This window comes from Paenibacillus marchantiae, assembly GCF_028771845.1.
Taxonomy (GTDB): domain Bacteria; phylum Bacillota; class Bacilli; order Paenibacillales; family Paenibacillaceae; genus Paenibacillus; species Paenibacillus marchantiae.
Genome location: NZ_CP118270.1, coordinates 1,361,556 through 1,375,926 on the forward strand (window position 1 = coordinate 1,361,556; position 14,371 = coordinate 1,375,926).

The window sequence follows — 14,371 nt, forward strand, 5'->3', positions numbered from 1 at the left end:
ATTAATTACCAAATGGGGTTGAACTCCCCTCGCCTCCATTAGAGTAAGTAAAAGCCACCATCCAGTGATCTGATATGCTCCCATCATAGTAGACAGTAGAAAAAACAAAACTTTCTGCGTCGATATGATGGGAGTTTTTCTAATGTCTAAACGAAGTCGGGTGTCCCTTGAAGGGAAACTACGTGCGGTCAAGCAGTGCATTGCGTTTAAGTCCAGTCCGAACCAGGAAGCCAAGCAATTAGGATGTAGTGCATATACGGTTAGGAAGTGGATTTGGAAATATAAAGAAGAGGGCTTACGCAGATTAGTGGAATCAAGAACCTGGAATGCGTACTCCAACGAACTAAAACAAGCTGCGGTCCAAGATGTATTGTCCGGGCGTTGCTCCATAGAAAAGGCCATCCAAACCTATCGTATTTCAAGTCGAAGCGTTTTATCGAAATGGATTTCCAAATATACTCAAGAGATCGTATGGAAAAACAACCTTCAAGATAAAGGACGATCTCACATGAAAAAAGGACGCAAAACCACATTCGAGGAACGAATCGAAATTGTAAAATATACCCTCACACATGAACTGGACTATCAGAAAGTGGCCCAGAAGTATGACGTGTCTTATTCGCAAGTATATGCATGGGTTCGGAAATACAAAACGGGTCAAGAAGAGGCCCTCCGAGATCATCGGGGGTATAAAAAGCCTGTAGAAAAACTGAACGAGCAGGAACAACTGAAGCTACGCATCAAGGAACTGGAAGCCCGGAATGAATATCTGGAGATGGAGAATGCCTTTGCAAAAAAGTTGGCAGAGATCGAGCGACGAAAACCACGTTAACCCTGGTTCGACATGTAGAACGGTATCAATCGATACAAGAGCTACACCGTGAAAAAGGATACGCTATTGCGGCGTTATGTGCACTGGCTGGAATTGCACGATCTGCCTACTACCGATGGTTAAAGTGGACACCTTCTGCCAGAGAACGTGAAATATATAAGTTGGCTAAAGAAGTGAAGCGTCGTTATGACAAGCGAGATGGAATTTTGGGCTATCGTCAAATGCGCATCCAACTAAATCGAAAGTTGAGCCAGAAGTACAACAAAAAGCGCTATTACCGAATTATGCGCGTTCTGGGGCTAAAAGCAGTCATTCGTAAAAAACGGCCACATTACGTGAGTGCTACAGCCATCCATGTGGCTGAAAATAAAATGAACCGCAACTTCCATGCCCCTGCTCCGAATGTTAAATGGTCTACCGATGTGACAGAACTGAAGTATGGAAATAGACGTAAAGCTTATTTAAGTGCCATTATTGATGTATACGATAACTCTATTGTTTCATGGGTACTCAGTCATTCCAATAACAATAAGCTCGTGATGGATACGCTGAAAAAAGCGTACGTCAAGAATCCAGGCGTGTCCCCGATGATCCAGAGCGACAGAGGATTTCAGTACACGTCTCATTAGTATAACGGGCTCCAGTTGAAGTATGGATTCACAAAGAGCATGTCTCGTGTAAGTCGCTGTTTGGACAATCAGCCAATCGAACGATTTTGAGGTACATATAAGTCAGAAAGTTACTATCTTACAAAGTATGACACCTATGATGATGTTCACCGTGCGGTTCACCGATATATGCGCTACAACAACAACTACCGTTACACGGAGTGTTTGAACGGTCTGTCTCCGAACGAATACCGAAAAGCAGCATAACAAAGATACCTCAGCACGTCATTCGAGCTAAGGTATCTAAACGAACCATTTTTTTGTTTTTTAACTGTCTACTTGATGGGGTGCATTTCAGATCTGGATGGTGGCTTTTCAGTTTTAATATAACAACCTTAACGATAATAAAAATGGAGGTGGTCAAGACGTTTGGAGATCGAAAACAGCTCCAGGAAATTTTAAAAAAAGTAAATCAACATGCACGAAGCAAACCAAAGGTGCTATCACTAGATTCTAGTATTTTTTAAGTGCGTCAATCATTAGTTTCCAAAAACCGTCTACATCAAGTTCTAAACCAAACTTAGCATTAACTTTTCTACCAGTAACCCCGTGCAGATCAACTAGGGTTGTTCCCGCGGTATACTCACCTTTCGTTTCCACGACAATATTCACATCTTTAGTCTTGAACAATTCTGGTGCCACACAATAGGCCACAGTTAAGACATCGTGTACCGGTGCCCCATCAAAATCGAACATTTCTTTATAGGTCGATGCAAAAAATACTAGTAGTTCGCCCACTATTTTAGCGACATGGTTATCGATTTTATTTACTTCGTCGATGACTTCTTTGGTCGCCAAGGCTTGATGTGTAATATCCAGTCCCATTACTACGGTTGGAATACCGCTATCAAAAACTTTTTTTGCGGCTTCTGGATCAGCCCAAATATTAAACTCAGCAGTTGGTGTCCAGTTGCCGATAGTTCCGCCGCCCATGAGTACAATTTCATCAATATTGCTTTTTATTTCCGGTGCTTTTGTTAATGCTAACGCAATATTGGTTAACGGTCCTGTTGGAAGAAGGGTAACTGGCTCTGTCGACTCTTTTACAAGTCTAATAATGGTATCAACGCCATGTTCTTCGCTCCAGCTGCGGGAAGGTTCAGGAAACTTAGGACCATCCAAGCCTGACTCCCCATGAATGCCAGGAGCATTTTCACGTAATCGGACCAAAGGCTCACTGGCACCTTTTGAAACCACAACATCATTTAACGAAATCAAATCACAAATTTGTAAAGCATTTTGAGTCGTTTTTTCAATTTCTGCATTTCCGGAAACTGTTGTAATCGCTAGAATCTCCAATTCCGGTTGTGCAGCAGCTAAAATAATCGCAATGGCGTCATCATGTCCTGGATCACAATCCATAATCACTTTTCTTGTTGTCATTATATTTCACCTCTACGTTTTATTTACATGACAAGTCCCATCATTGTGCCTGAAATAACAGATGCTAATGTTGAACCTAACAGCAATTTAAGAGCAAACTTCGCAACATGGTCTCCTTGCTTGTCGCTGATCGATTTGATTGATCCGGAGATGATGCCTAGCGTTCCGAAATTTGCGAAACTAACTAAATAAACAGATATAATAGCGACCGTTTTCGAGGAGAATTGGTTCGACATATCACCAAAGCTCAACATAGCAACAAATTCATTCGTAATCAGTTTGGTAGCCATAATTCCGCCTGCTTGTACAGCTTCTGTCCACGGAACTCCCATTAAGAAGGCGATTGGCGCAAAAATATAACCAATTACCGTAACGAATGAAACGTGTAATGCGCTTTGGAAAATCACATTGACCAGCTCCATCAGGGAGATAAATCCGAGCAGCATGGCACCAACAATAATGGCGATTTTAAAACCATCGATTACGCTTTCCCCAACCATTCGGAAGAATGGTAGCCGTTCTTTTTCCTCAATTTCAACTAAGTCCTCATCCTCATCCAGATCATATGGATTAATTATATTGGCAACGATAAGAGCGCTGAAAATATTCAATACAACAGCCGTTACAACAAACTTGGGCTCCAGCATATTGGCGTATGCTCCAACCATCGCCATGCTTATTGCACTCATTGCAGATGTACAAATCGTATATAATCTTTCTTTGGACAGATGAGGGATTTGTTTGAGAATGGTTAAAAATACTTCCGGTTGTCCAAGTGCAGATGTAGATATGGCAAAATAACTTTCAAGTCTGCCCATTCCCGTTATTTTGCTTAGAAACAGACCTAAATATTTAATGAGGAAAGGCAATACTTTGATATAATTCAGAATTCCAATCAATACAGACATGAACACAAGAGGCATTAACACGCCAAGGAAAAACGGGACTTGACCTTCATTCGCCAAGCCGCCAAATACAAACTGTATTCCCGCATTGGCAATCCCCATCAGCTTTTCAAACAACAAGCCCACTTTTGTAATCGCAATGATCCCTATACTCGTGTTCATCATAGAGTAAACCAAAAGGATCTGTATGACCAACATGATCAGAACACGGTTGTATTTTATTTTTTTGCGATTGTTGCTTACTGCAAAACCAATAATAAAAACAAGAAGAAGGCCAGTTAGTAAGAAAACAAAATTCATGTATATCTCCTCCATGTTAATGCCAATGTCTCATGCAAGATTGACTTGTCTGTCCACAAGATAATTAACAGCCAATGTACACCTCCTAATAGTTATAAACAAATGTTTATATATAAAACATATGTTTAGTATACGCTCTCATTTTATTGTGTCAATACACAAAATTAAATCATGATGCTAGAGATCCATAACAATCCATAACAAATGGCTAAATTTCGCATGGCACGACTGCATGAATTCATTTGAAGGTAATTTTAGTTGTATAATGAATACGACAGACAAACACGCGGTTGTATTGAGGAATATAAGAAGAAATGAGGTTACTTCGTGGATAAAGAAAAACAAATTTTAGACTATATAAAAATGAATCCTTATATATCTCAACAAGAGTTATCCGCTAAGGTTGGTTTATCCCGTCCGACGGTTGCCAATTATATTGCCAGCTTGACCAGACGCGGTGAAATCAAGGGACGGGCTTATATTTTACGGGAAGACTCGTCGGTTGTTTGTATTGGAGGGGCCAACATAGACAAGAAAGCGCGATCCAATCAGATGATCAGTTATTCTTCATCCAATCCGGTAAAAATCAATGAATCCTGCGGCGGCGCAGCACGCAACGTTGCTGAAAATTTAAGCCGGCTCAATTGTAATACTTCCATTATGACTTGTGTTGGAGACGATAAAGAAGGCGACTGGATCCTAAATGAAATAAAGAGCCAAGGTGTTGATGTTAGTCAAGTTTGGGTGTTGCCAACTGAGCGGACTGGGATTTTCATCACTCTTCTGGATCCAACCGGTGAGAGCGTGGTCTCGATGGATGATATGCAAATATATGAAAAAATGACGACGTCCATGTTTGAGGAGAAGTGGTCCTACATCGTTTCCTCGCAAGCCGTTTTTATGGATACGAATATTCCTAAGGAATGTATCAGCTATATCATTAAACGTTGTGCCGATGAACATATTCCTTTGTACATAGATCCTACATCTGCAGCCAAGGCGCAAAAACTTCCATTTCGTCTCGACGGAGTAGAACTGTTGCTCCCCAACCGAGTTGAAGCAGAGGTGCTTGCCGACATGAGAATTGACTCAATTGAGGATTGCCAGATCGCGTGTGAAAAAATTAGAGAACGTGGCGTTAAACAAGTAATGATTACGCTTGGCGATCAGGGGGCGTATTATTCTTCCTCGGAGGAATCTGGACATTTACCTGCTATCCAGACGGATATTGTGGATACCACAGGGGTTGGTGACGCGTTTTCTTCTTGTGCCATATATGGAATCATGAACAATGAATCGCTTCATAACGCGTGCCAGCTGGGACTTGCCGGTGCTGTTCTTACCCTTCAAACGGAAGAATCGATTTGCACATCTTTAAAACCTGAAAAAATACATGAAGTCGTACAGGTATATTCACGATAACATTTACTTGGTCGCTACATTAAATGCGCGATGTCTATGGCGAGTCAAATAGGACCATGCTTTTAACCATAACTATGTAGGCGATCCCCATGCCTCCACCAAACTTTGAAAAAAGCGACCGTATTAGGTCGCTTTTTTGCTTTTCCGTAATCTGTCGGGGATGGTGAAATCGTGTGGTTGAGGCAACATCAAATAAACTGGCATCTATAAGGTCAAAAAAGGGCGCATCCAAAGTGACCTCTTGCACAGGTATGAGGTGAACGAGTGCGGCAGTGCAATCTACGCAACGATTACATCGTCAATAACAGTGAATCTTTTAATTCATATTAATTATTGAACAACGGCTCAGTTCGAAGCAAATAGTTACCCCTTACCTCTGCAGCCCAATAAGCAAAGACCTCTCTCCATTGAACACTGTTAAAGAAATCGTCTACCGATTGATTGTCGGAATCCCAGTCAACAAATATGTTGAGAGGTGTAATTCCTCCGGCCCAAATTCCATTACTGACGTCCGTTCCTTTCTCCCTCACTAATAAGATTGGAATGCCAAATTGAAAGGCCATGGCAGGCTCAATTTGAGAAAAGGTCGATCCTTCCCAGAACGGAGTGGTCGTTGGTGGCTCCCCTACATTGGATTCAAGAATTTGAACAAAAAATCTGCGGAAGTTGATCGCGAGCAGACCATAGCTTGAAAAAACCAGGCGTCGTATATTCGTTAGAATGTTTTCCGGGTATTGTTCACTAACGGGCAATGTGCGGGGAAAGAGCAATGCATCTTCAATTTCCCTAATCAGACGGTTCAAAAATTGCTCTTGCGGGCCATTTACCGTGTTGGTTGTACTCAAAAATATAGGAATACGAAAAGCACGGTCTACACATGCATCGATAGCGGATGTTGTGTCCTTTTCATTATGAATGGCCTTATTTGGATTTGAGGAAGAGGTTCTTAAATTACCGCGTACGGGTGGAAGTTCTGTTACCATGCTTACGGGAGAAAGCTTTTTCATGGGAAATTGCTGAGTCTTAGCCTTATTTTTTGTATTACTCAATGTTCACATCTCCAATGCAAGGATCTGGTTTATATTTAGCCCAGTCTATGCACATTAGCCCATTTGTGTGACGTGATACTCATGAGCGGGGGCAAGTACCCTTTACCCATCAACCGATTACTGTATTATTTTGAAATTTTACTTCGTACTAGAATGTAATTTATAATAATAAGTTAATATAAACCGCGTCAGGAGGATACAATGGACTTTATCAAAAATCAACTAGACGGAACTGGCATGAGTGAACAAACCATTGGATATCTTTCGAATTTGATCATGGTGGTATTTATAGCTGTGGTCTCCATACTGGCCAATTTTATAGCCAAAAAAATCGTACTGAAGATTATTATCCAAATCATCAACAACAATCGGTACACGTGGGATAAAATCATTGTGGAGAAAAAAGTGTTCCACAACCTCTCGCATCTGGTACCGGCGATTATCATTTATTATTCTGCGTATGTCTTCCCGTCCTATCAAGCTTTGATTGAAAAAGCAGCTTTAACTTATATGATCGTCATAACCATCACGGTATTAAATGCGCTGCTTAATGCCTTTGATACCATATATCGTTCCTATGAAATCTCTAAGATTAGACCCATTAAGGGATACATTCAGGTAGCCAAGATCATTCTTTTCATCATTGGAGGCATTATCGTCATCTCGAGCCTCATTGGTCAGAATCCGTTGATTATTCTCAGTGGACTCGGCGCTTTATCTGCCGTTCTGATGCTTGTCTTCAAGGACTCCATATTGGGACTGGTGGCAGGCGTGCAATTATCATCGAATGACATGGTGCGTGTCGGTGACTGGATTGAAATGCCCAAATATAATGCAGACGGCGACGTCATCGATATTACATTAAACACGGTGAAGGTTATGAATTTCGATAAAACGATCACGATGATTCCGAGCTACGCGCTCATCTCGGATTCTTTCAAAAATTGGAGAGGCATGCAGGTATCCGGTGGTAGAAGGATTAAGCGAAGCGTCTATATCGATACAAGCAGCATAAGCTTCTGCACCAAGGAAATGATTGGGGAATTTCAGAAGATCCACTATCTTACGGATTATATCGCGACAAAATTAAATGAAATTAACGAATACAACATGGAACACCACATTAATACGGACAGCATTGTGAACGGTAGACAGCTTACGAATGTGGGTGTATTCAGGGAGTATATCCATCAATATCTAAGGAATCATCCGAAAATTCATAAGGATATGACGTTGATCGTGAGACAGTTGGCGCCTGGAGATAACGGACTACCTCTTGAAATCTATGCATTCAGCAATGATATCACCTGGGGTGTGTATGAATCGGTTCAAGCGGATATTTTTGACCACATCTTCGCGGTTGCGCCGACATTTGGCCTTCGTGCCTTCCAAAATCCAACAGGACATGATATCGTGCAACTAAAAGAAAGCCCCCAATATTCGAGAGGATATTGAGATCTGTTATTTACCTGATCCAAAATGAATATGAACAGAGAGAGCACCGTAAAGGTGCTTTTTTTGTTCAAAAAGTGACATATACACTATTTACAAAATTGGAAATAATTAATAATATATTCATATGGGCATGATTTCCAGATTTTATTTTACACGTATCGTATCTTGAAGCTAGAAATAAAATGTCCCGCTTTGAAGATTGGAAAATTTAATGGAGGTGAATTTCGTGGCACGTGTATTAGTTGTAATGATGCCTGCAGAAGGGCATATCAATCCGACGCTCGGAATAATCAAGGAACTGATAGAGAACGGAGATGAAGTCGTCTACTGTTGTACGGAAAAATATCGGACGAAGATTGAAGCGTTAGGCGCACAATTTAAAGCGTACTCCTTCAACGAGGCAAGCCTGCTCAACAACCCAGATATGAAGCCATTTGAAATCAAGCACCCTTACCAATTTTTATATATGGTTTTGAAAAAAATTATTCAGCGGTTTATTCCGGATGTTCTGAATCTGATCGAAAATGAAACCTACGATTATTTAATTTTTGACTCCATAATAGGCTGGGGAGGACAAATTTTAGGTGAAAAGCTGGGTATACCAGCGGTATGCTCAACCACAACTTTTGTTTTTGTGGAGCCTCTCGGATCAGGTAATCAAAATCAACTGAAGGATGACGATGAGGAGGTTAAGGAGCTATATAACAGCATCATCGAGATGTCCCAGCAACTAGCTTCTCAGTTCAATGTGGCTGTTCCTTCTCTAGCGGATCTTTCAGGGCACCCAGGACAACTGAAGATTGTTTATACAAGCCGTTATTTTCAACCCATGGGGGACAAGCTGGACGACAGCTTTGTGTTCACTGGCCCATCTATTACCCCCCGCAAGGATGCACCATCCTTTGCAAAGGAATCTCTGCATGCCGTTTATAAACAGGCGGTTTATATTTCGATGGGAACCATTTTAAATAAGGATCTTGATTTTTATAAGCTGTGCTTTACGGCTTTTCGTGATTTGCCTGTGCAGTTTATATTGTCTTCAGGGAAGGATACTGATTTGGAGCCCATTGCTGATCTTATGCCTGACAACTTCATCATCAGACCCTATCTCCCACAATTGGAAGTGCTGCAGGGTGTAGATGCTTTTCTGACACATGCGGGCATGAACAGTGCAAGTGAAGCTTTGTATTATAATGTACCGTTGGTCATGCTCCCGTTAACCTCGGATCAGCCACGTGTAGCAGGCCGGGTGCAGGAGCTCGGAGCAGGTGTCATCGTGGATAAAAATAACCTTACACCCGACGTACTGAGAACCGCGGTGTTAGAAGTGCTCGGTAATGCCTCCTACAAGGAACATGCTGAGGTTATTGGGAAAACGTTACGCGATGCTGGTGGGTACAAGCAGGCTGCTATCGCCATTCAGAACTTTATGGGCAAGCGGTCGTTATCGGCCACGCCCATCTCTTCGCTTGAATAAAGAGGCGACTTGCCTCTATTAAAATTAGACGAGAAAGCCACCACCCCGTTAACGGGGTGGTGGCTTATATTTGATTCATCCGCGTATGGAGGGGTAGAATAAACGGAGAGGGCATATCACCTTTTCCATATCGTTTTAGTATATCTTTCGCAAAGGAGAGTTTACAGATGAATCATACAATTCCGGAATATACGTTGAATGATGGCTTAAAAGTACCTGCCATTGGCTTTGGTACCTATAGCTTAAAAGGAGAAAAAGGTGTTAAATCCATAGCGTCCGCGATGGATGCAGGTTACCGACTAATTGATACAGCGTATAACTATGAGAACGAGGCGACTGTTGGGAAGGCCATTAAACAGAGCTCCGTTTCCAGAGAAGACCTGCTCATTTCATCTAAACTGCCAGGGCGTTACCATGCCTTTGAAAAGGCGATTGTAGCCATCCAAGAATCTCTATACAGAGCCGATCTTGATTATTATGATCTATATCTGATTCACTGGCCGAATCCCAAGCAGGATATGTATGTGGAAGCGTGGCAGGCACTCATTGAGGCGAAAAAACGCGGATATATCCGTTCCATCGGAGTTAGCAATTTCCTTCCGGAACACAATGAACGCCTGATTAAGGAGACGGGAATAGCGCCAAGTCTGAATCAGATTGAGCTGCATCCATTCTTTGACCAAGCGGATCAGCGGGAGAAAGATTTCCAGCATGGCATTATTAACGAATCGTGGAGTCCGATTGGTCGTGGTAATGATGCTGTACAAGATATCGTAAAAGATGAGCAGATCCTTCGTATTGCCGAAGCTCATGGCAAAACGGGTACGCAGGTTATTTTGCGCTGGCATACCCAACTTGGTTCAATTCCTATCCCTAAAGCAGGCTCGCTTCAACACCAGCAAGAGAATATCAATATTTTCGATTTCGAGCTGAGCGAGAAGGAGATGGAAGTCATTTCTTCTTATAATCGTAAAGATGGACGGTTGTGGAATCAGGACCCGAGTGAATACGAAGAATTTTAAATGCTTATTATAAAAAGTTCGGTTCACCTTACGGTGAGTTGAATGGTTATAAAATAAATAAGCCTCCTAACCTACAGAGATGTAGATTAGGAGGCTTTTTGATGTATGTTTTTACAAACGTTCATCACTTATTTACTCACCGTTCAATCTGGATATATGATCTTGATCTCTTGCATTCATGTGCAAATCCTGCGCCGCGCATGGAAATATCAAATTTTGGATATGTCGGCAAGAATGGAGGATAGCCAATATAGCGGACAAACGGTAACTTTATGGAGAGAGATGACAGGGCTGCTTATCCGCGATACAAATTCAATGGGGGGACGTGAAGTGATGAAAAGGTCATGGAGAAAACGACTGACAATTGGAATCTGCCTAATGATGAGCATTGCTGCTCTTGGGGGCTGTTCAGGAGACAACGGAAGTGCAGGTGAAGCAGGAGGAGATGGACCTACCCCCATTTCAATCTGGATGTCGATGAATACCAATGCTTCCATCACACTCAAGAGCATGAATGAAATCACGGCGATTAAGGAATGGGAGAAGAAAACCATTACCAAAATCGAATTCCAGCATCCCGCTGTGGGTGCCGAGACCGAACAGTTCAATGTCATGATTGCCTCGAATCAGCTGCCTGATGCCATGTTTGTCAATGGAGATTACGCCAAGCTATTCAATGATGGTATCATCATTCGACTTAACGATCTTATTGATGAATACGCTCCCAATTTGAAAAAGATCCTGGACGAGAATCCCGAGGTTGCCAAACAGTTAAAAGCCGACAACGGAGATATCTATGCGATACCGCATCTGCGGCTGGGGGAATACAAAACCTTCGGCGGTACGTTCATCCGTCAGGATTGGTTGGATGAGCTGAAGCTGGAGAAACCGGAAACGATTGAGGAATGGGAGACGGTACTCAAGGCCTTCAAGGAGAAAAAAGGTGTAGCAGCGCCCCTGTTGTTTGGTGCACCACCCAAAATGAGCACGATGGGACCAGCCGCACCGACATATCTGGAGGCTTACGGCATCACTAATAATACGTTTATGAAAGATGGCAAGGTGGTCTATGGACCAATCGAGCCGGAATATAAGGAATTTCTAACGATGTTCCATCGCTGGTATCAGGAGGGATTGATTGATCCCGATTTTGCTACCAATGATCAGAAAACATACGACGCCAAAATTTTGAGCAGTCAAGCTGGTGCGTTTTTCACCTTCATCGGTGGAGGTGTAGGCCGCTACCTGCCCGCTCTGCAGGAAACCGATCCGAACGCCAACCTGACAGCCACTCAATATCCAGTGCTGAATAAGGGTGATGAACCACTGTTTACCGGACGTTCCTGGGAGTGGAGCAGTAGCGGCGTTGTGCTCACCAATAGCAACAAACATCCGGAGGAAACGGTCAAAGCACTCGATTATTTCTTCAGTGAAGAAGGACATATGCTGAAAAATTTCGGTATGGAGGGCCTCACCTATACGATGAAGGACGGTTACCCGACCTATACTGATGAGATTTTGAAAAATCCAGACGGTCTGTCGGTTGCTCAGGCCATGGCCAAACATTTTATTGCGAACTATCCCTTCGTGGGGGAGGATGACGATCGGTACAACGAGCAATATTATCAGCTCCAACAGCAGAAGGATGCGGCGGTTCTGTTCTCCAAATACAGCGAGAATACACTGAAGGTGGGCCTTCCTCCAACCAGTCTGACAACAGAAGAATCTACGGAGTACAGCAAGATCATGAGTGATATTGGAACCTACCGGGACGAGATGTTCGTCAAATTTGTCATTGGGGTTGAGCCGATTGAGAACTTTGACAAGTTTGTGGATCAGATCAACAAGTTTAACGTGAAACGGGCTATTGAAATTCAGCAAGCTGCCCTGGACCGTTATAACGCCAGATAAGGAAGAGATGTCCACGGTGGTGTAGCCGTTTTACGACTTTGCTGCCGTGGATGCCCTCTTTGGAATGAAAAAGGAAGGGGATGAAAGAGTTGTCGAACAAGCTTTCCTTGTTATGGCTCAATTACAAAAAGAATAAAGCCATCTATTGGATGGCTCTTCCCGTCGTTTTATATTTTCTCGTCTTCAAATACCTGCCGATGTACGGAGTCATCATTGCGTTCAAAGACTACTCGGTGGGCAAGGGCATATGGGGCAGTGATTGGGTCGGATTGCAGCATTTTCGTGATTTCTTTCAGAGCTATTATTTCTGGCGAATTCTGAAGAATACTCTTTTGCTAAGCTTTTATCAGCTGTTGTTCGGTTTTCCGGCTCCCATTCTTCTTGCTCTTCTGCTTAACGAGCTCAGACATGAAATCTTCAAACGTACGGTGCAGACGATCTCGTACATTCCTCACTTTATTTCCATTGTTGTCATCTGCGGCATGATTGTTGATTTTTCGTCCCGCGATGGTCTATTCAACACCATCATTGGTTATTTTGGCGGTCAGAGCAGCGCGCTTCTCAGCGATCCGGCCAATTTCCGTACCATTTATACCGCCTCATCGATCTGGCAGGAGCTCGGCTTCTCCAGCATCATTTATTTAGCTGCACTTAGCGGCATTAACCCTGAGCTCTACGATGCTGCCAACGTGGACGGAGCGAGTCGGCTTCGCCAGGTGTGGCATATCACGCTTCCCGGCATCATTCCGATGATTATGATCCTCCTCATACTCCGCATTGGTGGACTGATGGAGATTGGGTTCGAGAAAATTATTCTGCTCTATAATCCGAATGTGTATGATACAGCAGATGTGATCTCGACGTTTGTCTACCGCAAAGGGATTAGTGAAAGTGCCGAGTTCAGCTATACCACCGCGGTGGGTCTCTTCCAGTCGGTCATTAACTTTACGCTGCTAATCGGTGCCAATCGCCTGTCCAAGGCGATATCCAATACCAAGCTGTTCTAGCCAAGAACGAGGTGAAGGGAGGGAGTTTCTTTGCGAATGAAAAGGTCCATGGGAGAGCGTCTGTTTGGCGGTGCCAACGCGATTCTGATGACAGGGCTAATTATCGTAACCTTGTATCCACTGCTGCATGTGCTAAATGCATCGCTTAGCGACTCAGGTCAACTCATGGCCCATAGAGGCCTGCTGCTTTTCCCCAAAGGGATTACGATGGAGAGCTACAAGCTGGTACTGAGCAACCCCAACATCCTATCCGGATACAGGAACACGATATTCATTGTGGTGGTGGGCACGGCGCTTAATCTGCTGTTTACTATTCTGGGGGCGTACACGTTGTCCCGCAAAAGCTTTATGCTCCGCAATCCGATTATGCTGGCGATTGTATTTACGATGTTTTTTAACGGCGGAATCATACCGTCTTATCTGTTGATTAATAACACGCTTCATATGGGCAACAGCCTCTGGGCTCTGATTGTACCCGGTCTGATCAGCAGCTATAATCTGATTATTATGCGAACTTCCTTTGCGGAAATCTCGGAAAGTCTACTAGAGTCGGCCCGTATAGACGGGGCAGGAGAGATGCTCATTCTGTGGCGGATCGTCGTACCATTGTCTATGCCCGTTATTGCGGTGATGATTCTCTTTTACGGCGTCGGTCACTGGAATTCATGGTTCAGTGCGATCCTGTATATTCGGGACCGGAACCTGTTTCCACTTCAACTGGTGCTGCGAGAAATTCTGATTCAGAACAGTACAGACTCGATGACGACAGGAGCGACCGCTATGGACAAAGAGGCCATCGGGGAAAGTGTAAAATACGCAACCGTTATGGTAGCCACCCTTCCTATATTGTTCATCTATCCGTTTCTGCAGAAATACTTTGTTAAAGGTGTTATGATCGGAGCAATCAAAGAATAGAGTTGCCTTATCAAGCCATACCAAA

The 14,371-nt window shown here is 43.2% G+C and carries 12 protein-coding genes and 1 pseudogene; 10 read left to right on the plus strand and 3 right to left on the minus strand.

Features of this window, described 5'->3' with window-relative positions; translation table 11 throughout:
* The first annotated feature begins 142 nt into the window (after window positions 1-142).
* The 3 genes and pseudogenes from PTQ21_RS06210 to PTQ21_RS31460 form a co-directional block, all read left to right on the plus strand.
* The gene (locus PTQ21_RS06210; RefSeq protein WP_274569164.1) at window positions 143-832 is read left to right on the plus strand and encodes a helix-turn-helix domain-containing protein; all 690 of its coding nucleotides are present in this window, start codon (window positions 143-145) and stop codon (window positions 830-832) included.
* Between the two features lie 32 nt (window positions 833-864).
* Window positions 865-1,461, plus strand: a complete 597-nt coding sequence (locus PTQ21_RS06215; protein ID WP_274570453.1) for an IS3 family transposase — start codon at window positions 865-867, stop codon at window positions 1,459-1,461.
* A gap of 150 nt (window positions 1,462-1,611) precedes the next feature.
* A pseudogene (locus PTQ21_RS31460) lies at window positions 1,612-1,707 on the plus strand (IS3 family transposase); the annotation flags it as partial.
* Window positions 1,708-1,953: 246 nt separating this feature from the next.
* Here the strand turns inward: PTQ21_RS31460 and PTQ21_RS06220 are convergent.
* Both PTQ21_RS06220 and PTQ21_RS06225 read right to left on the minus strand, forming a co-directional pair.
* Entirely contained in the window at window positions 1,954-2,883 is a 930-nt protein-coding gene (locus tag PTQ21_RS06220; RefSeq protein ID WP_072735766.1) for a nucleoside hydrolase, read from the minus strand.
* Window positions 2,884-2,906: 23 nt separating this feature from the next.
* On the minus strand, window positions 2,907-4,088 hold the full coding sequence (locus tag PTQ21_RS06225; RefSeq protein ID WP_064641207.1) for a NupC/NupG family nucleoside CNT transporter: 1,182 nt from the start codon (window positions 4,086-4,088) through the stop codon (window positions 2,907-2,909).
* Between the two features lie 327 nt (window positions 4,089-4,415).
* Between PTQ21_RS06225 and PTQ21_RS06230 the strand changes: the two genes are divergently transcribed.
* A complete protein-coding gene (locus PTQ21_RS06230) occupies window positions 4,416-5,510 on the plus strand; it encodes a carbohydrate kinase (RefSeq protein ID WP_274569167.1) in 1,095 nt (364 codons plus the stop codon).
* A gap of 326 nt (window positions 5,511-5,836) precedes the next feature.
* Here the strand turns inward: PTQ21_RS06230 and PTQ21_RS06235 are convergent, their stop codons facing one another.
* Window positions 5,837-6,559 carry a hypothetical protein gene (locus PTQ21_RS06235; protein WP_090811510.1) on the minus strand — a complete coding sequence of 241 codons (723 nt, stop codon included), beginning with the start codon at window positions 6,557-6,559 and terminating at the stop codon, window positions 5,837-5,839.
* Window positions 6,560-6,760: 201 nt separating this feature from the next.
* Between PTQ21_RS06235 and PTQ21_RS06240 the strand changes: the two genes are divergently transcribed.
* The 6 genes from PTQ21_RS06240 to PTQ21_RS06265 all read left to right on the plus strand — a co-directional run bounded on the left by PTQ21_RS06240 (window position 6,761) and on the right by PTQ21_RS06265 (window position 14,346).
* A complete protein-coding gene (locus PTQ21_RS06240; RefSeq protein ID WP_090811508.1) occupies window positions 6,761-8,014 on the plus strand; it encodes a mechanosensitive ion channel family protein in 1,254 nt (417 codons plus the stop codon).
* 226 nt (window positions 8,015-8,240) lie between these two features.
* Entirely contained in the window at window positions 8,241-9,491 is a 1,251-nt protein-coding gene (locus PTQ21_RS06245; RefSeq protein WP_274569168.1) for a macrolide family glycosyltransferase, read from the plus strand.
* Between the two features lie 167 nt (window positions 9,492-9,658).
* Complete coding sequence (locus PTQ21_RS06250) at window positions 9,659-10,513, plus strand: aldo/keto reductase (protein WP_274569169.1); 855 nt, start codon at window positions 9,659-9,661, stop codon at window positions 10,511-10,513.
* 105 nt (window positions 10,514-10,618) lie between these two features.
* Window positions 10,619-12,424 (plus strand): extracellular solute-binding protein, encoded by a 1,806-nt coding sequence (locus PTQ21_RS06255; protein ID WP_274569170.1) that lies wholly within the window; start codon window positions 10,619-10,621, stop codon window positions 12,422-12,424.
* An 80-nt stretch (window positions 12,425-12,504) separates the two neighbouring features.
* Window positions 12,505-13,431 (plus strand): ABC transporter permease, encoded by a 927-nt coding sequence (locus PTQ21_RS06260; RefSeq protein ID WP_274569171.1) that lies wholly within the window; start codon window positions 12,505-12,507, stop codon window positions 13,429-13,431.
* A gap of 30 nt (window positions 13,432-13,461) precedes the next feature.
* A complete protein-coding gene (locus PTQ21_RS06265) occupies window positions 13,462-14,346 on the plus strand; it encodes a carbohydrate ABC transporter permease (RefSeq protein WP_274569173.1) in 885 nt (294 codons plus the stop codon).
* The last annotated feature ends 25 nt before the right edge of the window (window positions 14,347-14,371 follow it).

Bases quoted from the DNA above. Each gene is read 5' to 3' on its own strand.
- PTQ21_RS06260 (WP_274569171.1), top strand. From the start codon at position 12,505: ATGAAAGAGTTGTCGAACAAGCTTTCCTTGTTATGGCTCAATTACAAA.
- PTQ21_RS06220 (WP_072735766.1), bottom strand. From the start codon at position 2,883: ATGACAACAAGAAAAGTGATTATGGATTGTGATCCAGGACATGATGAC.
- PTQ21_RS06250 (WP_274569169.1), top strand. From the start codon at position 9,659: ATGAATCATACAATTCCGGAATATACGTTGAATGATGGCTTAAAAGTA.
- PTQ21_RS06225 (WP_064641207.1), bottom strand. From the start codon at position 4,088: ATGAATTTTGTTTTCTTACTAACTGGCCTTCTTCTTGTTTTTATTATT.
- PTQ21_RS06255 (WP_274569170.1), top strand. From the start codon at position 10,619: ATGTTTTTACAAACGTTCATCACTTATTTACTCACCGTTCAATCTGGA.
- PTQ21_RS06210 (WP_274569164.1), top strand. From the start codon at position 143: ATGTCTAAACGAAGTCGGGTGTCCCTTGAAGGGAAACTACGTGCGGTC.
- PTQ21_RS06240 (WP_090811508.1), top strand. From the start codon at position 6,761: ATGGACTTTATCAAAAATCAACTAGACGGAACTGGCATGAGTGAACAA.